The sequence below is a fragment of the Bifidobacterium sp. W8112 genome, assembly GCF_016101425.1.
Classification (GTDB): Bacteria; Actinomycetota; Actinomycetes; order Actinomycetales; family Bifidobacteriaceae; genus Bombiscardovia; species Bombiscardovia apousia.
Genome location: NZ_JACFQN010000001.1, coordinates 91506 through 112334, shown reverse-complemented (window position 1 = coordinate 112334; position 20829 = coordinate 91506). Strand labels below are relative to the sequence as shown.

The following is a 20829-nucleotide window of genomic DNA, read 5'->3' as shown; positions in this document are numbered from 1 at the left end:
TTCCGCATTCATATCATCTTTCTGTCAACGGTTTTGCTTTCGGTAATCTACCGAATATAAAATAATTTTGGATAATAGAGCCAAACCAAATGCAGCACAACTGAAGAAGTAAATGATATGAACATACTCGTTATTCAAGGATCACCCTATGGAGGTAGTTTTAGCCATACCAACGCCCAGGCTTATGCACAAGCTGCCCGGCGTAAGGGCCACACGGTCGAAATGATCGACCTTAGCCAGGAAGACTTTGACCCAGTGCTTCGCTACGGCTATGCCAAGCACATGGAGGACGAATCAGCGCCTAAGCGTTATCAAAACATGGTTGCACGAACCGATCATCTGGTCTTCGTCTTCCCCATTTGGTGGGCGGGCGAACCGGCCATCCTCAAGGGCTGGCTGGATAGGGTACTCACGCCCCAATTCGCCTACCGATATGAGAGCAGCCTTAAATCGGAGGGGCTGCTTAAAGGCAAGACCGCGCAAATTATCAGCAGCAGCCATGGGCCGGCCTTCGTCTCCAAGATGTATGGCTCCACCGTGACCCGATGGAAGTACTCCATCCTGAAATTCTGCGGTATCAAATTCACAGGGGCCAGCATTCTGGGCCGCATCGACTCGAAGGTTGATACACCTGAACGCCGCAAGGCCTTCACTCAGAAGATATGCAATAAAGTGCCCTCAGCAAATTAAGGCCATCAGCCTTATTGAGATACTTTTGTGTCTACGTCGCTAAGTGACGGATCCTTGGTCATCAATGACGAAAAAGCGCCGGCGCGGCATTCAAAAGGCCTTCGCCTCGCTGACTATTCGTCCGGTTTCATGGCCAGCCTGGCGATTAGACATGTCAGCAGTGTCACCATGACCACCCCAGTGATGATCAGGGTCATAGGGCTGTGGTCGATCAGCGGGCCGAAGGCGGCCTGTCTCAGCGGGATCGCGCACATGCACAAGCTGTTGGTCAGTCCTATTACCTTGCCTATCAGCCTTGCGGGGGTGTGAATCTGTTCATAGGACAGGGAAGTGATGTTGACCGTCTGCACCATTCCCGCAGCCAGAGCCATGCACCCGGTTACCAGTGCGAAGAGGACATGTGTAGGCAAATGCATGAGCAGTTCTGCTGCAATGGGAAGGAGAACCAGGGCGCTGCCCGAGAGCAACATGGGTATCCGTCGCAGATGGAACCAGGCTGGACGGATGGTTACCAGAATGGCTCCAAGCAGGCTTCCGCAGGCAAGTATTCCTTCGGCCAGCCCCTGCATGGCATTGCTCAGGCCCAGCGTGCGAGTGACCATATAGGGCAGGGCCACGTTGACGTAGGAGGCAAATATCAAGTTGGCCGCCAGACTGAGTCCTATGACTACTTTGAGGTTGCCATGCCTGACCAGAAATTGTGCAGCCTCTTTCGTGTCAGCGACCAGACGGCTCACCCGTGCTTTTGGGCCTTGGAAGTGGCTTTGTGCTGGTTCGGGAATTCTGACGGCGATCCTGATCCAGGCAGCCGACAGAAGGCAGGCCAGGGCGGAAACCCCGACTACCTGCATGATTCCGAAGAATCCCATGACCATGCCAGCCAATACCGGTCCGATCATTCCCACCAGGGAGATCGCCTGGGAAACCAGGGCCGATGCGCGGGTCAGGTCTTTGCTGTCTACCAGGCAGTGGAGGGCTGCTTGCACCGTTGGGCTGTAACAGGCCCTGTAGGCATTCACCAGCATCATGCAGGTCACATTCAAAAAAACCGGGTCGATCTTGTGACTGATCAGGATATATAAGAAGGCAGTCAACGCTGACAGAATGTCCAGCACTGCCATGGTGGACTGCTTGTGCAGCCGGTCGGCCAGAGCTCCGCCCAGAGGCGTCAGGAGTATGGATGGAAGGACGGCCATAGCGGAGGCCATGCCATAGAGGGATGCTGATCCTGAAATGTTCAGCAAATGAAGCGGAAGGGCGAAGACCAAGCATGTCTGCCCTAGGCTTGAGAGAATCTCAGTCGTCAGAAGAGCAATGAATGGCGGTGTCAGCAGTCCTTTGCTTGAGGTTTGGGCCTGATCGGGCGAGCTCATATCCCGGCTTCGCCTTGGGCGTCGGTGCCGAAGGATGCGAGCAGGTCGGAGAATCCCTGGTCCTCCAGGGGGATGCCCAAGCCTTGCATGATTGAGAAAAAGCAAGCTGCTCTGGTGCGCAGCCCAGCCTGTGTTCCCCGGCGAAAGAAGGGCAGCAGCCACATGTTGGCCAGCAACCGGAAAATCTCCGCGGTTTGTTCTATATGCTCTACATGCATTGAGCCGTCCTGATTGCCCTCTTTGATCAGGTTGACAAAGTCGTTCCGCTCATCCACCAAGGCGGTAAATTCCATGCCGATCATCTTGGGATTGGCCTTTGGGTTGAATTTACGGAACATCAGGTCCGCGGCCTTCAGTCTCTTGCGCGCTCGCTCAGGAAAGAAGAGCGACTGCAGCTGTTCCAATGCCGTGCCTTGCTTCGACCCGGCATTGGTCTTGCTGGTCTCCTCGCTCATGGTGTTCATCAACCTGTCGGCCACAGCGTCGAAGAGGTCTTCCTTGGATCGGAAATGGTGGTAGACGGCCCCCTTGCTCAAGCCGCCGGTTGCATTGATAATGTCCTGCATGCTGGTTTTGTCGTAGCCCTGGCTGGTGAAGAGTTCGGTGGCGGCTTCGACGATTCTCTCCTGTGTCAGCTCTGGATGTGCGTTGCGGGCCATGGTTGTCTTCCTTTCAGATCGCTGAGATGGGTCGTTGTTGATCGGTTGGGGGGAGTCTGCATGCCTTGGATCAATATCATACCGACCGTTGGTATGAATATACCATAACATACATGTGCTCCCAGGTCTGGCTCATGTGGTTTAATAAACACTTGGTTTGCGTATTTGTGCGCGGATCTATCTGGAGTCTCAGCCCATCAATGGGTCGGCGGCCGCAAGGTCGTTCGTGCTTGGCACGGTGAAGCATTGGAGAGGCCTGACTCGACGGTTCCGGCCGTCTTCGTTCAGATAACGACAGAAGCAAGTAAGGATTGCATCAATGACTAACATTCAGCGTGCGCGTCGCCAGGTCCGCCTGTCCCGCGCTCTGGGCATCGCCCTGACCCCCAAGGCCCAGCGCCTGTTCGAGAAGCGCCCCTATGGCCCCGGCGAGCACGGCCGCAGCCGTCGTCGCACCGAGTCCGACTACGCCGTCCGTCTGCGCGAGAAGCAGAGGCTGCGCGCCCAGTACGGCGTTTCCGAGAAGCAGCTGCGTGCCGCCTACGAGCGGGGCACCCATGAGTCCGGCCAGACCGGTGCCGCCATGCTTCGCGAACTGGAGTGCCGCCTGGACAACCTGGTCCTGCGCGCCGGCATCGCCCGCACCACCGCCCAGGCCCGCCAGTACGTGGTTCACCGCCACATCCTGGTCGACGGCAACATCGTGGACCGCCCCTCCTACAGGGTCAAGCCCGGCCAGACCATCCAGGTCAAGCCCAAGAGCCAGACCATGGTACCCTTCCAGATCGCCGCCGAAGGCGTTCACCGGGATGTGCTGCCCGCAGTCCCCGGCTACCTGGACGTGGACCTGGCCTCCCTGAAGGCCAGCCTGGTCCGCAAGCCCGAGCCGGAGGAGATCCCGGTTCAGATCAACATCCAGTACGTGGTCGAGTTCTACGCTCGCTGACCGCCTGCGACTTTGGGGCCCCGGTTCGTCCGGGGCCCTTTGCATGCCAGGATCTGCCACCCCTGCCGGATTGTGGGTGGGATAATGGGAGCATGTTGCTCCATCTGTATGCCGTCCGCCATGGGCAGACTTATTTCAACCGCTACAACCGTCTTCAAGGCTGGTCCAACTCGCCGCTGACTGCATCGGGGCTGGAGGACGCCGACCGTGCGGGCCAAAAATTGAGCAAGGTGAGCTTTGCGGCCGCCTACTGCTCGGACACCACCCGCGCCCAGGAGACAGTCCGCAGGATCCTGGCCCAGAACCAGTCGGAGAAGAAGCCTGAGCCGGTCAGCGACAGCCACTTCCGCGAGCAGTTCTACGGCTACTTCGAGGGGCAGGACATGGCTATGGCCTGGTGGGCTGCAGGCGCGCCTTATGGGGCGGGCACCTACCAGCAGATTGTGGATCAGTTCGGCCTTGCGGCTACCAGGGATTTCCTCAAGGAGGCCGATCCCTTCGGTGATGCGGAGTCCGACAGCGAGTACTGGACGCGCATTGCCGGCGGATTCGCACTGATTGCCGCCGACCCGCATCTGCAAGATGGCGACCGTGTCCTGCTGATCTCGCACGGCAACACCCTGCTCAGTCTGGTCAACCGATTCGGCGGCGGGCGTTATGACACCAGCAGCCGCCCGAGCAACGGCAGCGTCACCATATTCGATTTCGATACGGAGGCCCCCTTTGAGCGTGCCCTGCAGGTTCAGTCCTTCAACCGCTGAACCGGCTTCAACCGGCCGGTCATGGCCTTGGGCTGATAGATGGCGCGTGCTAGCCTTGTCCCCAGTATCGTACCTATGGAAGAGAGGTAGCAGATGGACGTAGGACAGATTGCCGGCCTGATAGCGGCCATTGCCTTCGCTATCCTGGCGGGGTTTCTGATCTATCCCCTGATTCGTCTGGGGAAGCTCTTCGACCAGCTGGCGCAGACCATCAAGCAGGCGGGCGACCATGTCGTGCCCACCCTGGATGAGTCCACCAGCACGGTCACCCAGCTCAACCAGACCCTGACCGACGTCAATCGCATCTCCGCAGCGGCCTCGACCACGGCAGGCAACGTCGGCGCCCTGACCGACCTGTACGGATCCATGCTGGGCAAGCCGGTCATCAAAGTGGCAGCCTTCCTCTATGCCCTGCGCAAGACGATCTCGTCATTCCTTTCTGGCGGCCGCAACAGCGCCGAATCCAAGCCCTCCACCGCACCAAATACCACCGCACAAAAGGCCAATGACGGCCAAGGGAACGAGGGGAGGACCCGCTGATGTTCAAACGGATCTTCTGGATGGGGCTGGGCGTCACGGCAGGCGTGGTCCTGGTGACCAAGGCCGAGGCCTATGTCAGGGCCAATACCCCTAAGCGTGCAAGGGAATTCGTGCTGGGCGAGGACCAGGACCAGGTGGCCTCACGGACCCTGTCCGGCCTGGTGCGTCAGTTCACCCAGACCATGCACCAGCGGCAGGACGAGCTGGACCGCCGCTATCTGGACCGTTTCCAGGGCTGAGCCTGGGGCGGACAGGCCAGGACAGATGCGCCTGGCCGGTGTAAAATCACCATATTCAGCTAAGAGTCCGGAGTGCGGGCGACCTGTTCGCACCCCGGACAACCGAGTCATTTGGACGACCCGTTATCCCCTCGGCGTTCATCGGGTCTGAAGGAGCAGAAGCAGCATGCGCACATCGGAAATCGCCAAGCGTTTCCTCGATTATTTCCAGGACAAGGATCATCTGGTGGTTCCCTCCGCCTCCCTGATCTCGCCCAATCCCACCACGCTCTTCACAATCGCCGGCATGGTTCCCTTCATCCCCTATCTGCTGGGGGAGCAGACCCCGCCCAAGAGCCGGATGGCCAGCAACCAGAAGTGCGTGCGCACCCTGGACATCGATGAGGTGGGCAAGACCACCCGTCACGGCACCTTCTTCCAGATGCTGGGCAACTTCTCCTTCGGGGACTACTTCAAGGAGGAGGCCATCCACTACGCCTGGGACCTGCTGACCAAGCCCCAGGACCAGGGCGGCTACGGCTTCGATCCCGAAACGATCTGGGTGACCACCTACACCGACGATGAGGAGGCCCGCTCCCTGTGGAAGAACGAGGGCTTCGACCCCGAGCACATGGAGATCCTGGGCATGGAGGACAACTTCTGGACCACTGGCGGCCCCGGCCCCGGCGGCCCCTGCTCCGAAATTTACGTGGACCGCGGCCCTGCCTATGGCAAGGAGGGCGGCCCCTCGGCAGACGAGAACCGATACATCGAGATCTGGGATCTGGTCTTCGAAAACTACGAGGTGGACAATGTCCGCTCCAAGACCGACCTGCACATCGTGGGGGAGCTGGAGCACAAGAACATCGACACCGGCGCCGGCCTGGAGCGCCTGGCCTACCTGCTTCAAGGCAAGCAGAACATCTACGAGACTGACGAGGTCTACCCCGTCATCCAGGCTGCCGAGAGCCTGTCTGGTCGGCACTACGGCGACGATGCCCAGGATGACGTGCGCTTCCGTGTGGTGGCCGACCATGTCCGCTCGGCCCTGATGATCATGAGCGACGGCGTCCGCCCCAGCAACGTCGGCCGTGGCTACGTGCTGCGCCGTCTGCTGCGCCGGACCATCCGCTCCATGAAGATGCTGGGCGTGGACCAGGAGGTCCTGCCCCAGCTCTTCCCGGTCTCCAAGGAGGCCATGGCCCCCAGCTACCCAGAGCTCAACGACACCTTCTCCGAAGTGGCCGAATCGGCCTACGGCGAGGAGCTGGCCTTCCGCCGGACTCTGGACAAGGGAACCACCATCCTGGACACAGCCGTCAACAAGGCCAAGAAAGACAAGGGTGATCCAGAAGTCTCCGGCAAGGATGCCTTTACCCTGCATGACACGTATGGGTTCCCCATCGAGCTGACCCTGGAGATGGCTGCCGAGCAGGGCGTCAAGGTGGATCAGGACGAATTCCGAAAGCTCATGAACGAGCAGAAGTCCAGGGCCCGCGCCGATGCCATGAAGAAGCGGCACAACGTGGATCTGAGCGTCTACGACGATATGCGCAAGACACTGGACGAGCCTCAGGTCTTCCTGGGCTACACCGACTTTTCCAGCCGCTCGACCGTCCTGGGCATCATTCAGGAGGGCAAGGGCGCGGTTCCGGCCGTCAAGGCACCTGCTCAGGTTGAGGTGATTTTGGACCGCTCGCCCTTCTACGCCGAGGCCGGTGGCCAGCTGGCCGACCAGGGTGAGATCCTGACCGACGACGGGGCCGTCCTGGAGGTGGACGATGTGCAGAACCCCGTCAAGGGGCTGACCGTCCACCGCTGCCGGCTGACCGAGGGAACGTTGACCCTGCAGGCCAAGGTTACGGCCACCATTGACCGGAACCGGCGTGGGGCCATTGCGCGTTCGCACACCGCTACGCACATGGTCCACAAGGCCCTGCGCGAGGAGCTGGGCCCCCAGGCCACACAGCGCGGCTCCGAGGATGCGCCCAATAGGCTGCGTTTTGACTTCCAGTGGTCGCAGGCCCCAAGCCGCCAGGCCATGGATGCGGTGGAATCCCGTGTCAACGATCGCCTGCGTGACAACCTGGCTGTGACCGCTCAGGAGATGAAGTACGACGACGCTATCGCCCTGGGTGCCATGCACCTGTTCGGGGAGAAGTACGGCGATGTGGTCCGTGTGGTCTCCATAGGCGAGGACGGCTGGAGCCGGGAGCTCTGCGGGGGAACCCATGTGGATCACGTGGGCAAGATCGGCGCGGTCTCCATCATGTCCGAGGCCTCGGTGGGCACCGGCGTTCGTCGCGTTGATGCTGTAGTGGGCCAGGGGGCTTACGAATACAACGCCCGCGAGCACGCCTTGGTCTCACAGCTCTCAGACAAGCTCAACGCCCGCCCCGATGAGCTGGAATCCAGAATCTCGGCCCTGCTGGCCAAGCTCAAGGAGTCTGACCGCCGACTGGCGGCCACCTATGAGCAGCAGATGGCCCAGGCTGTGCCCGAACTGGCCAACCAGGCCCTGCATGCCCCGGAAGATGTCAAGATCGCATCCCGGAATATGGGCCGTTTCGGTTCTGTGGATGCCCTGCGCAAGACGGTGACCGACCTGCGGGCCCGCATGGGCGAGGAATACCCGGTTGTGGTCGCCCTGGCCGGTGTCAGCGAGGATGAGAAGCCGGTCATCTTCGTAGCCACCAATCAGGCGGCCCGTGATCGCGGCCTCAGGGCAGGCGACCTGGTCAGGACAGCCTCCAAGGTCCTGGGAGGCGGCGGAGGAGGCAAGCCTGATTTCGCCCAGGGCGGCGGTCAGGATGCCTCGGCCATTGATCGGGCCTTGCAAGCCCTGAGTGATCAGGTCCGAGAGGGCTGAGCTTCCCGTGCGATCACATACAGCCGTATGGCTGGGGGTGGATCTTGGGGAAGCCAGGGTGGGCCTGGCCCTGTCGGACCCGGAGCTGACCCTGGCCTTTCCCGCTGGCAACATCAGGGTTCAGGGCGACTACTTCCAGGCCCTGGACCAGGTGGAAGACCTGATCCTGGACAAAAGCGTGTCCAGGGTCGTAGTCGGATACCCTCTGCTTCTGAGCGGTCAGGCTGGTCGCAGCGCCAAAAAGGCAGCCCGTTGGGTGCGTGCCCTGACCGGTCGCCTGCAGGAGGCTGCACAAGATTCTGGCGTTGCCCCTGAGCAACTGCCCAGTGTAGTATTGCGAGACGAACGACTGACGACCGTCAGCGCCCATCGTCAGCTATACGATGCCCGCGTGGACGGGCGAAGACATCGTCCTGTGGTCGATCAGCAGTCCGCTGTTGTGCTGCTGCAGTCGGCCCTGGACAACCAACGTGCCGACAAGGAGTGGTAATTGGCCGACGACATGCAGGAATTCTTCCAGGATAAGGTCCAGTGGGTGGCCGATGGGCAAGCCCCGGTCTCCGCTTTGCCGCCGCGCCCTCCTCGTTCGCGTCGTGAGATGCGTCGTCGGCGTGAACGCCGCAAGCGCCGTCAGCGGATTATGGTTCTCCTCATTGCTTTGGCCGTGGTGGTTGCTGCCTCCTGCGCGGTGATTCTGGTGGGCGGGCTGCGCCACGGAGCTCCTAGGATCGTAGCCACCAAGGAGGTCGCTCCGGATTATCCCGGCCCTGGCGGAGCGCCGGTGGAGTTCACGATCGAGAGCGGACAGGGGGCTGATCAGGTCGGTGCTCACCTGGTCAAGGCTGGAGTGGTCAAGTCCACTGAGGCCTTTTTGCACGCCATCACCAGCGCCCAATCCGAGTCCAGGCTGGTGCCCGGCACCTTCGATCTGCGTCTGCGGATGAAGGCCTCCGATGTCGTGGCCATTCTGACCGACCGGAACAAGGCCGGAGGCTTCCTGCAGGTGCGGGCCGGTGAGCGGGTGCGTGATGTGATTGCCAGGGCCGCTCAGCTTTCTGGGGTTCCGCAGGGCGAATTCGATGCCTTGGTTCAAGCCAAGGGTGAGGGGATTCTGCCCCCGGAGGCCCAGGGAGACTTTGAGGGCTGGCTGCAGCCCGGTGAGTACGATGTGCGCAAGGCCGGGTCGGCCAAGGCCATCCTGACCAACCTGGTCTCCAAGCGTATTGAGCATCTGGATCAGCTGGGCGTACCCGGAGGTCAGGAACGGCAGACCATCCTGAATACAGCCTCGATTACCGAAGCCGAGGTCAACAAATCGGAATACTACGGCAAGGTGGCAAGGGTCATCGACAACCGCCTGGCCAAGGGGATGCCCTTGGGCATGGACAGCACTGTGGCCTACTCCAACAATGTCTCGGCCTTGAAGCTGACCGATGCCATGCTGCAGAACGCTGACGACCCCTACAACACCAGGGTCCACCAGGGCCTGCCTCCAGGCCCCATCGGCAGCCCGGGGGACGAGGCCATCCAGGCGGCCATGCACCCGGAGTCGGGCAACTGGCTCTATTTCGTGACTGTCAACTTGGACACGGGGGAGACCAGGTTCAGCGACAACCAGGATCAGTTCAACCGCGACGTGAAGGAATACAAGGCCTGGGAATCTCGGCACAACGAGCATAACGACTAGCGCCTTGCGCTTGGATTGCAATTGCCTAGACGGTGTCAATGATCAGGGCTACTACTGCCGCAGCAAGGATGACTGGGACGTAGGCCAGCGAGAGGGGATTGTGCGTTCTGACCGGTCCGCGGCGACGAGCCAACCAGGCCAGGGCCAAGGCAATCAGTCCCAGCAGCCCCATCATCGCCCACCAGACCAGGATCGTCGCCCATCCCAGAACCGACAGGCTCAGGGCCACCAGACCAGTGGCCGTCACATCGCCCAGTCCCAGGGCGCCGGGTCGGATCAGGGCCAGCAGGAGCTGAAGGCCTGCAGAGGCCAGCGTCAGCAGCAGGCACTGCACCAGCAGCATCGGCTGAGCTCGGATCAGCGAAAAGACCAGCAGGGTCACCGTCTGCAGCACCAGTCCCAAGAGCACGAGAAGACGTGGGACTCGCCGGGAGCGGATGTCGATCAGGGCCAGGAGGAGGGCAGTCAGCAGTCCCGGCGCTGGGATGAGGTAGACCATCTTCTAAGATAATCATACGTAGCCCTAACCTGGCAAACGAGGAACGAACGAGGAGCTTGAATATGTTGCGCTGGCAGACGGCAGGGGAATCCCACGGAGAGGCCCTGGTGGCCATGATGGAAGGTCTGCCCGCCGGGGTTGCCGTGTCCACCAAGGACATCGAATCAGCCCTGGCCCGTCGTCGGCTGGGCTATGGCCGTGGGGCCAGGATGGGCTTTGAGCAGGACAAGGTTCGGCTGCTGACCGGGGTCAGGCATGGACGGACGCTCGGCTCTCCGGTGGCCATCGAAATCGGCAATACGGAGTGGCCCAAGTGGGAGCGGATCATGAGCGTGGACGAGCTGCCTGCCGACCAGGAACCCCCGGCGACCGGCCGCAACGCCCCGCTGACCAGGCCCAGGCCCGGCCACGCCGATCTGACCGGCATGCGCAAGTACGGGTTCACGGATGCGCGCCCAGTCCTTGAGCGCTCCTCGGCCAGGGAGACCGCCTCCCGGGTGGCCCTGGGATCGGTGGCTGCCGACTTCCTGCAGCAGGCTCTGGGCATACGGACCGTCTCCCATGTCATCTCCATAGCCGGGGTCGGCCTGGAGGGGCATGAGGCCACGCCCGGCCCTGAGGACGGACCTGCTCTGGATGCCTCGCCGGTCAGGACCTTGGATAAGGACGCCGAGAAGCGGATGATGGCCAGGATCGACCAGATCAAGAAGGACGGCGACACCGCTGGAGGGGTCTTCGAGGTCATTGCCTATGGTGTGCCGGCAGGTCTGGGCACCTATGTGGAGGATGATCGCCGCCTGGACGCTGCCCTGGCCAGCGCCTTCATGGGCATTCAGGCCATCAAGGGCGTGGAGATCGGCGATGGCTTCAGCGAGGCTGACCGCCCCGGATCACAGGCCCATGACGAAATGGAGCCCGGTCTTGACGGCACCATCCGCAGGCTCAGCAACCACGCTGGAGGCCTGGAGGGCGGCACCTCCAACGGCCAGCCCATCAGGGTCAGGGCCGCCATGAAGCCCATCTCTTCGGTGCCTCGGGCCCTGCGCACGGTGGATGTGGCCACCGGCCAGCCTGCCCAGGCCATCCATCAACGTTCCGACGTGACCGCCGTGCCCGCCGCCGCAGTGATCGGCGAAGCCATGATGAACCTGACCCTGGCACGGTTCGCCTTGGAGAAGTTCGGCGGCGACTCGCTCGACGAGGTTCGGCGCAACGCCCAGGCCTACCTCCAGTCCTGGCCCGAGCATCTGCGGTGAGGGGCGGACTTGCATGATTGAAAGCAGCAGCATGCCCAAGGCCGTCGTCATCGGCATGCCCGGTGCGGGCAAGACCCGTCTGGGCAGGGAGACGGCTGCCCTGATCAAGGCGCCCTTCCGGGATACGGACCAGTGCATCGAGGAGGAAGCAGGCCGATCGGTCAGCGAGATCTTCGATACTCAGGGCGAGCAGGCTTTCCGCGGCATGGAGACCAGGGCGGTCCTGGACCTCTTGAAGGACTTTTCCGGCGGCATCCTGTCCCTGGGTGGAGGCGCACCCATGAGCACCGAGGTCTTCCAGGCCTTGCAGGACTATCGGCGGGCAGGCGGCGCTGTGGTCTACCTGCAGGTAGACCCCGAGGAGGGGGTCAGCCGAGCAGCTCGGTCGGATCATCGTCCCTTACTCCGCGGCGGCGCATCGGAGCGCTGGATGGCTCTCTACCGTGAGCGTCGCAGCGTCTACCAGGAGCTGGCCACCATCACTCTCAAATCCAGGAACACCACCCCTCGAGCCCTGGCCAGACGGCTGGCGGATGCCTTGACTGAGCGGGTGGTCCACGTCAGCGGTCCCGACCCCTACGATGTGAGGATCGGTGCAGGCGTGACCGGGCGGCTGCATGAGCTGCTTGGCGACCAGACCATGCGTGTGGCCCTGATCCACACCCAGCCTGTCCAGCGTCATTCCGACCATGCCCGGGCCCTGCTTCGACAAGCCGGTTACCAGGTAGTGGATCTGACCATTCCCGACGCGGAGGCCGGCAAGACCATCCAGGTCAGCCAGGGCATCTGGGAGCGCTTGGCCACCGAGGGCTTCACCCGTTCTGACGCGGTGGTGGGACTGGGCGGTGGAGCGGCCACAGACCAGGCCGGGTTCATTGCCGCCACCTGGATGCGGGGCATCCGCTATGTGAACTGCCCCACCTCCCTGCTGGCCATGGTCGATGCCTCCACCGGCGGCAAAACCGGCATCAACCTGGAGCAGGGCAAGAATCTGGTCGGCAGCTTCTACACCCCTGCCGGCGTCCTGGCTGATCTGCGGACCCTGCGGACCCTGCCCAATGAGATCTTTGTAGAGGGGCTGGGCGAGGTGGCCAAGTCCGGGTTCATCATGGACGGCGGCATCCTGCGTGAGCTGGAGGAGCGGGCCGAATCCCTGCGTGCCTTCGACGGTCAGGAGTCCGACCAGTGGCTGGGCACGGTGGTCCAGGATCTGATCGAACGTACCGTAGAGGTCAAGGCCCGGCACGTCTCAGTGGACCTCAAGGAGTCCGGCCTGCGGGAGTTCCTCAACTATGGGCACACCCTGGGCCACGCCATCGAGAAGATCGAACACTTCACCTGGCGGCATGGCCAGGCAGTGTCCGTGGGCATGGTCTTTGCAGCCGAGCTGGCCAGGATCACCGGCCACTTGGATCAGGAAGCGGTCGATTACCACAGGAAGCTGCTGTCCTCCCTGGGTCTGAGGACTTGGTGGAATGGGGGGGACTTCGGCCAGGTGCTGGCCCTCATGCATCGGGACAAAAAGGCCCGTGGCAACAAGTTGCGGTTTATCATTCTTGATGGTTTGGGCAAACCCACCCACCTGGACGACCCGCCGGTCTCGGCGCTCAAGGAGGCCTTCCAGGCCATACGCAAGGAGGAATGACAGATGGCGGATGCCGACAAGGGCAGGCAGACGGTTCTGGTGGTCAACGGACCCAACCTGGGTCGGCTGGGTGTGCGCGACCCTGATGTCTACGGTCGTCAGGATCTAGCGACGCTGACCCGTGACTGCGAAGACTGGGGTAAGCAGCTGGGCCTGGATGTTCAGGTGCTGCAATCGGACGACGAGGGCCAGGTCATCCGCTGGATGCATCAGGCCGTGGATCAGGGCAGCGCGGTGGTGCTCAACCCAGCAGCCTTCACCCACTACAGCTATGGGCTTGCCGATGCCGCCGTCCAGGTCACCCAGGCAGGGCTGCCGCTGATGGAGGTCCATATTTCCAATCCCTCATCCCGGGAGGCCTTCCGCCGACGCAGCGTCATATCGCCGGTGGCCACCGGCACCATTACCGGCATGGGCTTCTACGGCTACCGGCTGGCCCTGGAAGCTGTGGCCCACCTGCTGGAGAACGCATGAGCGACAGCGGGGAGACCGGCAAGAAACTCTCCGCACCGCCCAAGGCCGTCCTTGTCCGCGGCGCCCGGGTCCACAACCTGCGCAACCTGGATGTCGACATCCCTCTGAATCACCTGGTAGGCATCGCCGGGGTCTCGGGCTCCGGCAAGTCGTCCCTGGCTCTGGGGGTCCTCTACGCCGAGGGGTCCCGGCGCTACCTGGAATCCCTGTCCACCTACACCAGGAGGCGGATGACCCAGGCCCAGCGTCCTCAGGTTGATTCGGTGCGCTTCCTGCCTCCGGCTTTAGCTCTGCGTCAGCGGCCGGGCGTGGGCGGCATGCGCTCCACCTTCGGCACCGCCACGGAACTGCTCAACGTGCTCAGGCTGATGTTCTCCCGGCTGGCCAGCCATGTCTGCCCCAATGGCCATCGCCAGGAGCCCACCCTGGCTGTGGCGGCCGAGATGCCTATCATCTGCCCGATCTGCGGCGCTAAGGTGGAGCCTCCCAGCGCCGAGGAACTAGCCTTCAATTCCTTGGGTGCTTGCCCTACCTGCCAGGGGACCGGAACCGTGCGCGAGGTGGACGACGCCACCCTGGTTCCCGACGACAGCCTGACCATCGATCAGGGGGCCGTGGTGCCCTGGCGGACCTTCGGCTTCAACGTCCAGCCCGACATTGTGCGCGAGTTCGGAGTACGCACCGACGTGCCCTGGCGGGATCTGACCGATCGGGAGCGGAAGATCGTCTTCGAGGGGCCGGCCGAGAAGAAGCACATCACCATTACGTCGATCAAGGGTGTCCACGAGCTGGACTTCACCTTCCGCAACGCACGGCTGACCGTGACCGAGGAACTCAAGAGGGCCAACGACGACAAGCGTCTGGCCAAGGTGGCCAAGTTCCTGACCGAACGGACCTGCCCGGACTGCCAGGGCACCCGACTCAACCAACGGGCGCGTCTGCCTCAGATCAACGGGGACAATCTGGCCGAGGTCACCTCCTGGCCCCTGGATCGGGTGCTGGACTGGGGTCGGCAGCTGCCGCCCACGCTGCCTGAGCCCATGCGGCCCATGGCCTCGGCCCTCTGCAAGACATTGGATGAGATGGGCAGGCGGTTGATCCAGCTGGGACTGAGCTACCTGACCCTGGACCGCTCCAGCGCCTCGCTGTCTACCGGGGAGCGGCAGCGGGCCCAGTTGGCCAGGGCTGTCCGCAATGAGACCACCGGTGTGCTCTATGTGCTGGACGAGCCCTCGACCGGTCTGCATCCTGCCAACCTGGAGGGGCTGATAGGGGTCATGCGCGACCTGCTGGCCGACGGCAATTCGGTGGTTTTCGTCGACCATGATGTCAAGGTGTTGCAATCAGCCGACTATCTGATCGAAATGGGTCCCGGAGCAGGGGAGCGCGGCGGCAGGATCCTGGCCCAGGGGGCTCCTGAGCGAATCGCCGCTGATCAGGACTCGCGCATCGCCGGTTTTTTGGATGGCAGCGAGCCCGTTTTGGTTCGGGATCGGCATCCCATGCCTGCAGAGCGTGACTGGATCCGCATGCAGTCAGGACCCATTCACACGGTCCATCCTCTGGACCTGGCCATTCCGCGTGGATGCATGACGGCGGTGACCGGTGTATCCGGCTCCGGCAAGACCACCATGATCCTGGAGTCTCTGGTCCCGGCCCTGCAGGCCCGCATCCAGGGCGACCCCATGCCCAAGCATGTACACAGTCTGGATCCGGCCGGCATCGACAGGGTCCGCTTGGTGGACTCCTCGCCCATCGGCATCAATGTGCGCTCCACGGTGGCCACCTACTCGGGGCTGATGGACCGGCTGCGCCGCCTCTTCGCGGCCACTGACCAGGCGAAAAAGGACAAGCTGGGGATCTCGGCATTCTCCTACAACACCGGATCCCTGCGCTGCCCCCAGTGCGACGGCACCGGGCAGATCAGCCTGGACGTGCAGTTCCTGCCCGACATCCCCATCACCTGCCCCAGCTGCCAGGGTCGTCGGTACCGTCCGGAGGCCGAGCACTACCGCCTGTCGACGCCGGCACACCCGGAGCCGCTGAGCCTGCCTGATCTGCTGGCCATGGAGGTGGGCCGGGCTCTGGAGGTCTTCGCACAGGGCCGCGAGTACACGGCCATCCGCCGAGGCTTGCAGACCTTAAAGGACCTGGGTCTGGATTACCTGACCCTGGGGGAGGACACCCCCTCCCTGTCCGGCGGGGAGGCCCAGCGGCTGAAGCTGTCCAACGAACTGGGCCGCAAGCAGAATGGTTCCATGTTCGTTTTGGACGAGCCGACCACCGGCCTGCATCCCTTGGATGTGCGCGTCCTGATCGGCGTGCTGGAGCGCCTGGTCAGCAAGGGGGCCACCGTGGTCTTCATCGAGCATGATCTGGACATGATCGCCAACGCCGACCATGTGGTCGATATGGGCCCGGGGGGCGGCGATCGAGGCGGGAGCATCGTGGCACAGGGCGACCCCGAATCCGTGGCCCGCAACCCGGATTCGGTGACCGGCCGCTACCTGGCCGACCACCTGCATCCGAGCCGCCCCTGAATCCGTCCCTCCTCCTCGAGTGTTGGCCGGTTTCTGGTCGCTCCTGCCTGATAGGCTGAAGTTCCATGGTCAGAGAACATGGAAATTCGCAAGGGCATATCACCAAACACATTTTCGTCACCGGCGGCGTGGTCTCTTCACTGGGCAAGGGGCTGACCGCATCATCTCTGGGCCGACTGCTGAGAAGCCGCGGAATCCGCGTTCTTCAACAGAAGCTGGATCCCTACATCAACGTCGATCCGGGGACCATGAACCCCTTCCAACACGGCGAGGTCTACGTGACCGAGGACGGGGCCGAAACCGACTTGGACATCGGCCACTATGAGCGCTTCACCGATGTCTTCCTCTCCCAGAAAGCCAACGTGACCACCGGCCAGATCTACCAGTCCGTCCTGCGCAAGGAACGGGCGGGGGAGTACCTGGGCCAGTGCGTCCAGGTCATTCCCCACGTGACCAACGAGATCAAGAGCCGCATGCGGGCCCAGGCCAGCGACGACGTGGACGTGATCATCACCGAGATCGGCGGGACCGTGGGCGACATCGAGTCCCAGCCATTCATGGAGGCCGCCCGCGAGGTGCGTCGGGATATCGGCCCGGACAACTGCATGTTCGTCCATGTCTCCCTGGTGCCCTATGTGGCCGCCGCCCACGAGCTCAAGACCAAGCCCACCCAGCACTCGGTCATGGCCCTGCGCCAGCTGGGCATCGCCCCCGACGCCCTGGTGTTGCGCTCGGACCGGCCGCTCAACCAGGCCATCAAGGACAAGATCTCCCTGATGTGCGACGTGGATGCCGAGGGCGTGGTCAACTGCGTGGATGCGCCCAGCATCTACGACGTGCCCAAGATCCTCTATAAGGAGGGTCTGGATACCTACGTGGTGCGCAAGCTGGGGCTGCCCTTCCACGATGTCGATTGGAACGAGTGGGAGGACCTGCTGGACCGGGTCCACAACCCCCGCACCAAGGTGGCCATCGCCATCGTGGGCAAGTACATCGACCTGCCCGACGCCTACCTGTCGGTCATCGAGGCGCTGAAGGCCGGCGGTTTCGCCAACCGGTCCCAGGTCCAGGTCAAGCTGGTGGCGGCCGACACCTGCGAGACCATGGATGGCGCCCGCAAGGCCCTGGAGGGCGTGGACGGCATCGTGGTCCCCGGAGGTTTCGGCATCCGCGGCATCGAAGGCAAGATCGGCGCCCTGCGCTATGCCCGTGAGACCGGCCTGCCTGCCTTGGGCCTCTGCCTGGGCCTGCAGTCCATGGTCATCGAGTTCGCCCGCCATGTCCTGGGTCTGGAGGACGCCAACTCCTCGGAGTTCGAGCCTGACTGCGAGAACCCGGTCATCGCCACCATGGAGGAGCAGAAGGACATCGTGGCCGGCCATGGCGATATGGGCCACACCATGCGGCTTGGCGCCTACCCGGCAGTGCTCAAGCCCGACTCCCTGGTGGCCCGGCTCTACGGCTCCACCGAGATCTCCGAGCGTCACCGCCACCGCTACGAGGTCAACGTGGCCTACAAGGAGCGGCTGGACAAGGCGGGCCTGCACATCTCGGGCACCAGCCCGGACGGGCAGCTGACCGAGTTCGTGGAGCTCTCCCAGGACCAGCACCCCTTCTATGTGGGCACCCAAGCTCATCCCGAGTTCAAGTCCCGGCCCACCAAGCCGCACCCCCTCTTCGCCGGCCTGGTCAAGGCCAGCCTGGAGCACGGAGGCCAGGAGGCGGCCTGAGGCCGATCCTTTTCGAACATTTTCGGTATGATCGCTCGTTTCCCCCTCGCAGGGAAGCGGGCGATCGTCCGTATCGACGGCTTTGTCAAGAGGGTCGGCTGGATTCCTTAGAGAGCGTAAGCCCAGGTCTGGCGGTTTACTACTGTCCTGGTTATTCTGTAATGGTGTGAGCGGCCGCATATGGCGGCCGTGCGTGTGTTAGGAGGTCTCAGCTCGTGGACAGCACCTCGCAGCGGACAGACACATCGCGGGATGTGGAAATGAGCCAGTACGTGGCCGACCGCTCCCGCGTCAATGAAGAGAAAATCAAACAAGACGACCAGATCATCTCCGAGTTCGGCGACTATACCTATGGCTGGCACGACTCCGACGATGCCGGGCGCAACGCCCACAAGGGCATCGACGAGGACGTGGTCCGGGCCATCTCGGCCGATAAGGGCGAGCCTGACTGGATGCTGCAGATGCGTCTCAAGGGCTATCGGGCCTTCATGGAGAAGCCTATGCCCAAGTGGGGCGTGGATCTCAGCGGGTTCGATGCCGACGACTTCAAGTACTATGTCAAGCCGCTGAAGGAGCAGGCCAAGGACTGGAAGGACCTGCCCGACGACATCCGCACCACCTATGACCGGCTGGGCATCCCCGAGGCTGAGAAGAAGCGGCTGGTCTCCGGCGTGGCCGCCCAGTACGAGTCCGAGGTCATCTACAACTCCATCCGCGACGATCTGCGCAAACAGGGGGTCATCTTCCTGGATACGGACACGGCCCTGAAAGAGTACCCGGACCTCTTCCGCAAGTACTTCGCCACGGTCATTCCCCCGGACGACAACAAGTTCGCCGCCCTGAACACGGCGGCCTGGTCGGGCGGCTCCTTCGTATACGTGCCCAAGGGCGTCCATGTGGACATCCCCCTGCAGGCCTACTTCCGCATCAACACGCCCAACATGGGCCAGTTCGAGCGCACGCTGATCATCGCCGACGAGGGCTCCTACGTCCATTACGTGGAGGGCTGCACGGCCCCCATCTACTCCACCGACTCCCTGCATGCGGCCAACGTGGAGATCGTGGTCGAGCCCCACGCTCGCGTGCGCTACACCACGGTCCAGAACTGGTCCAACAACGTCTACAACCTGGTCACCCAGCGCGCCTACGTGCGCGAGGGCGGCACCATGGAGTGGGTGGACGGCAACATCGGGTCCAAGGCGACCATGAAGTACCCGGCCTGCATCCTGGCTGAGCCTTACGCCAAGGCCGAGACCCTCTCCCTGGGCTTCGCCGGCAAGGGACAGTACCAGGACACGGGCGCCAAAATGATCCACCTGGCACCCCATACCTCCTCCACCATCGTCTCCAAGTCGATCTCCCGCAACGGGGGAAGGGCCGCATACCGGGGCCTGGTCAAGATCATCAAGGGAGCCGAGAAGTCCTCCTCCTCGGTGGTCTGCGACGCCCTGCTGGTGGACGACTACTCCCGCTCGGACACCTACCCGCACGTGGACGTCCGCGAGGATGACGTCTCCATGGCCCACGAGGCCACCGTCTCCAAGGTTTCCGAGGACCAGCTCTTCTACCTGATGAGCCGTGGCCTGGAGGAGAAGGAGGCCATGGGCATGATCGTGCGCGGGTTCGTAGAACCCATCTCCCGGCAGCTGCCCATGGAGTACGCGTTGGAGCTCAACCGCTTGGTCGAATTGCAGATGGAGGGTTCGGTAGGCTGATGTCACAAAACAGCGAAATAACCATTCCGCATGCGGATCCCAAGGATCCCTATGCTTTCCCGGCCACCATGCCGTCCAGCGCCGACAAGGAGCCCCGCTCCTTCAACCCTGACGACTTCCCCATGCCCACCCGCAAGCAGGATGACTGGCGGTTCACCCCCATCGACCGGATGGAGGAGTTCTTCACCGTCTTCCAGCCCAGCGGCCTGACCAAGGTCTCAGTCACCATGATCGACGGGTCTGAACCGCCTGCAGATCAGGTCAGCTTCAGCCAGGTTCCCATGGATCAGGCCCCCTGCGGCACCGTCCTCAAGCCCAGCGACCGAGCGGCCGCTGTGGAGTGGGCCAGCGGCAAGCAGGCGACGGTGGTGAACCTCAAGGGCACCCTGGATCAGCCTGTGCTGGTCCGTGTCAACGGCGGCGGCCCCGAACTGGATGCCTTCCACCTGGTCATCAAGGCCGAAGCGGGCACCAAGGCCGATCTGGTGGTCGAGCACCAGGGGCAGGCACGTCTGGCCGAGGGGGTTGAAATCGACATCGGTGACAATTCGCAGATGTCGACCACCTTCATTCAGGAGTGGGACAAGGGCAGCAAGCACATAGGCAACCACCGCATCCACCTGGGAGCCGAGGCCTCCCTGCGCCACTCGGTGGTCAGCCTTGGCGGCGATGTCGTACGGCTGCGCATGGACCAGGACTTCGGTGGCGAGCAGGGCGACCTGAACATGCTAGGCATCTACTTCGTCGATCCCGGCCAGCACATGGAACACCGGACCATGGTGGTGCACAACCATCCCAACTGCAAGTCCCGTGTGGTCTACAAGGGGGCCCTGGACGGCATCGGCGCGCACACCACCTGGGTGGGCAACGCGCTCATTCAGCCGACTGCGCCCGGAACCGACTCCTACGAGCTCAACCGCAACCTGGTGCTCACCCCCGGGGCCATCGCTGATTCCGAGCCCAACCTGGAAATCGAGAACGGCGACATCATCGGGGCGGGCCATGCCAGTTCGGTCGGACGCTTCGACGACGAGGAGCTCTTCTACCTGCAGTCCCGCGGCATCCCCGAGCAGGAGGCCCGCAAGCTGGTGGTCCGAGGCTTCTTCGGCGAACTGGTGGAGGAGATCGACGTCCCCAGCGTCTCCGGGCACCTGATGGGGGTCATCGACCGCAGGCTGGCGGCCGGCGAGGATCAAGAGATGCAGCACGTTTTGGAGGAGAACTGAC

General features: G+C 62.8%; 18 protein-coding genes. 15 read left to right on the top strand and 3 right to left on the bottom strand.

Going from position 1 to position 20829, the window contains the following annotated elements; translation table 11 throughout:
- Window positions 1-117 precede the first annotated feature (117 nt).
- Window positions 118-690, top strand: a complete 573-nt coding sequence (locus H3T92_RS00460) for an NAD(P)H-dependent oxidoreductase (RefSeq protein WP_144085648.1) — start codon at window positions 118-120, stop codon at window positions 688-690.
- Window positions 691-803: 113 nt separating this feature from the next.
- Here H3T92_RS00460 and H3T92_RS00455 read toward each other — a convergent pair whose 3' ends face one another.
- Window positions 804-2063, bottom strand: a complete 1260-nt coding sequence (locus H3T92_RS00455; protein ID WP_144085647.1) for an MFS transporter — start codon at window positions 2061-2063, stop codon at window positions 804-806.
- The gene (locus H3T92_RS00450) at window positions 2060-2722 is read right to left on the bottom strand and encodes a TetR/AcrR family transcriptional regulator (RefSeq protein WP_186279404.1); all 663 of its coding nucleotides are present in this window, start codon (window positions 2720-2722) and stop codon (window positions 2060-2062) included. Before H3T92_RS00450 ends, H3T92_RS00455 begins: the two co-directional genes overlap by 4 nt.
- A gap of 319 nt (window positions 2723-3041) precedes the next feature.
- Here H3T92_RS00450 and rpsD point away from each other — a divergent pair, with 319 nt between their 5' ends.
- The 7 genes from rpsD to mltG all read left to right on the top strand — a co-directional run bounded on the left by rpsD (window position 3042) and on the right by mltG (window position 9743).
- Window positions 3042-3668, top strand: a complete 627-nt coding sequence (gene rpsD / locus H3T92_RS00445) for a 30S ribosomal protein S4 (RefSeq protein ID WP_015021916.1) — start codon at window positions 3042-3044, stop codon at window positions 3666-3668.
- Between the two features lie 92 nt (window positions 3669-3760).
- Window positions 3761-4429: a histidine phosphatase family protein gene (locus H3T92_RS00440; RefSeq protein WP_144085645.1), complete on the top strand. Its 669-nt coding sequence runs from the start codon at window positions 3761-3763 to the stop codon at window positions 4427-4429.
- A gap of 93 nt (window positions 4430-4522) precedes the next feature.
- A complete protein-coding gene (locus H3T92_RS00435) occupies window positions 4523-4969 on the top strand; it encodes a DUF948 domain-containing protein (RefSeq protein ID WP_144085644.1) in 447 nt (148 codons plus the stop codon).
- A complete protein-coding gene (locus H3T92_RS00430; RefSeq protein WP_024627396.1) occupies window positions 4969-5208 on the top strand; it encodes a hypothetical protein in 240 nt (79 codons plus the stop codon). The genes H3T92_RS00435 and H3T92_RS00430 overlap by 1 nt, the downstream gene beginning before the upstream one ends.
- Before the next feature lie 166 nt (window positions 5209-5374).
- The gene (gene alaS / locus H3T92_RS00425; protein ID WP_144085643.1) at window positions 5375-8056 is read left to right on the top strand and encodes an alanine--tRNA ligase; all 2682 of its coding nucleotides are present in this window, start codon (window positions 5375-5377) and stop codon (window positions 8054-8056) included.
- Window positions 8057-8063: 7 nt separating this feature from the next.
- On the top strand, window positions 8064-8546 hold the full coding sequence (gene ruvX / locus H3T92_RS00420) for a Holliday junction resolvase RuvX (protein ID WP_144085642.1): 483 nt from the start codon (window positions 8064-8066) through the stop codon (window positions 8544-8546).
- Window positions 8547-9743, top strand: coding sequence for an endolytic transglycosylase MltG (gene mltG, locus H3T92_RS00415; RefSeq protein WP_198189224.1), 1197 nt, complete (start codon window positions 8547-8549; stop codon window positions 9741-9743).
- Between the two features lie 25 nt (window positions 9744-9768).
- On the opposite strand, the gene H3T92_RS00410 is transcribed toward mltG, so the two are convergent.
- Entirely contained in the window at window positions 9769-10242 is a 474-nt protein-coding gene (locus H3T92_RS00410; RefSeq protein WP_198189223.1) for a peptidase A24, read from the bottom strand.
- Between the two features lie 62 nt (window positions 10243-10304).
- Here H3T92_RS00410 and aroC point away from each other — a divergent pair, with 62 nt between their 5' ends.
- From aroC to sufD, 7 genes are all read left to right on the top strand, one after another.
- Window positions 10305-11498 carry a chorismate synthase gene (gene aroC / locus H3T92_RS00405; protein ID WP_144085639.1) on the top strand — a complete coding sequence of 398 codons (1194 nt, stop codon included), beginning with the start codon at window positions 10305-10307 and terminating at the stop codon, window positions 11496-11498.
- A gap of 13 nt (window positions 11499-11511) precedes the next feature.
- Complete coding sequence (locus H3T92_RS00400; RefSeq protein ID WP_144085638.1) at window positions 11512-13143, top strand: bifunctional shikimate kinase/3-dehydroquinate synthase; 1632 nt, start codon at window positions 11512-11514, stop codon at window positions 13141-13143.
- Between the two features lie 3 nt (window positions 13144-13146).
- Window positions 13147-13617 (top strand): type II 3-dehydroquinate dehydratase, encoded by a 471-nt coding sequence (gene aroQ, locus H3T92_RS00395; protein WP_144085637.1) that lies wholly within the window; start codon window positions 13147-13149, stop codon window positions 13615-13617.
- Complete coding sequence (locus H3T92_RS00390) at window positions 13614-16157, top strand: excinuclease ABC subunit UvrA (RefSeq protein ID WP_144085636.1); 2544 nt, start codon at window positions 13614-13616, stop codon at window positions 16155-16157. Before aroQ ends, H3T92_RS00390 begins: the two co-directional genes overlap by 4 nt.
- A gap of 65 nt (window positions 16158-16222) precedes the next feature.
- On the top strand, window positions 16223-17887 hold the full coding sequence (locus tag H3T92_RS00385; RefSeq protein WP_144085635.1) for a CTP synthase: 1665 nt from the start codon (window positions 16223-16225) through the stop codon (window positions 17885-17887).
- A gap of 260 nt (window positions 17888-18147) precedes the next feature.
- Window positions 18148-19602 carry a Fe-S cluster assembly protein SufB gene (gene sufB / locus H3T92_RS00380; RefSeq protein WP_180335444.1) on the top strand — a complete coding sequence of 485 codons (1455 nt, stop codon included), beginning with the start codon at window positions 18148-18150 and terminating at the stop codon, window positions 19600-19602.
- Complete coding sequence (sufD, locus tag H3T92_RS00375) at window positions 19602-20828, top strand: Fe-S cluster assembly protein SufD (RefSeq protein WP_144085634.1); 1227 nt, start codon at window positions 19602-19604, stop codon at window positions 20826-20828. Before sufB ends, sufD begins: the two co-directional genes overlap by 1 nt.
- The last annotated feature ends 1 nt before the right edge of the window (window position 20829 follow it).

Excerpts from the sequence above, each read along its gene's own strand:
- H3T92_RS00460 (WP_144085648.1), top strand. The coding sequence starts at position 118 with ATGAACATACTCGTTATTCAAGGATCACCCTATGGAGGTAGTTTTAGC.
- H3T92_RS00455 (WP_144085647.1), bottom strand. The coding sequence starts at position 2,063 with ATGAGCTCGCCCGATCAGGCCCAAACCTCAAGCAAAGGACTGCTGACA.
- H3T92_RS00450 (WP_186279404.1), bottom strand. The coding sequence starts at position 2,722 with ATGGCCCGCAACGCACATCCAGAGCTGACACAGGAGAGAATCGTCGAA.
- rpsD (WP_015021916.1), top strand. The coding sequence starts at position 3,042 with ATGACTAACATTCAGCGTGCGCGTCGCCAGGTCCGCCTGTCCCGCGCT.
- H3T92_RS00440 (WP_144085645.1), top strand. The coding sequence starts at position 3,761 with ATGTTGCTCCATCTGTATGCCGTCCGCCATGGGCAGACTTATTTCAAC.
- H3T92_RS00435 (WP_144085644.1), top strand. The coding sequence starts at position 4,523 with ATGGACGTAGGACAGATTGCCGGCCTGATAGCGGCCATTGCCTTCGCT.
- H3T92_RS00430 (WP_024627396.1), top strand. The coding sequence starts at position 4,969 with ATGTTCAAACGGATCTTCTGGATGGGGCTGGGCGTCACGGCAGGCGTG.
- alaS (WP_144085643.1), top strand. The coding sequence starts at position 5,375 with ATGCGCACATCGGAAATCGCCAAGCGTTTCCTCGATTATTTCCAGGAC.
- H3T92_RS00410 (WP_198189223.1), bottom strand. The coding sequence starts at position 10,242 with ATGGTCTACCTCATCCCAGCGCCGGGACTGCTGACTGCCCTCCTCCTG.
- aroC (WP_144085639.1), top strand. The coding sequence starts at position 10,305 with ATGTTGCGCTGGCAGACGGCAGGGGAATCCCACGGAGAGGCCCTGGTG.
- H3T92_RS00400 (WP_144085638.1), top strand. The coding sequence starts at position 11,512 with ATGATTGAAAGCAGCAGCATGCCCAAGGCCGTCGTCATCGGCATGCCC.
- aroQ (WP_144085637.1), top strand. The coding sequence starts at position 13,147 with ATGGCGGATGCCGACAAGGGCAGGCAGACGGTTCTGGTGGTCAACGGA.
- H3T92_RS00390 (WP_144085636.1), top strand. The coding sequence starts at position 13,614 with ATGAGCGACAGCGGGGAGACCGGCAAGAAACTCTCCGCACCGCCCAAG.
- H3T92_RS00385 (WP_144085635.1), top strand. The coding sequence starts at position 16,223 with ATGGTCAGAGAACATGGAAATTCGCAAGGGCATATCACCAAACACATT.
- sufB (WP_180335444.1), top strand. The coding sequence starts at position 18,148 with ATGAGCCAGTACGTGGCCGACCGCTCCCGCGTCAATGAAGAGAAAATC.
- sufD (WP_144085634.1), top strand. The coding sequence starts at position 19,602 with ATGTCACAAAACAGCGAAATAACCATTCCGCATGCGGATCCCAAGGAT.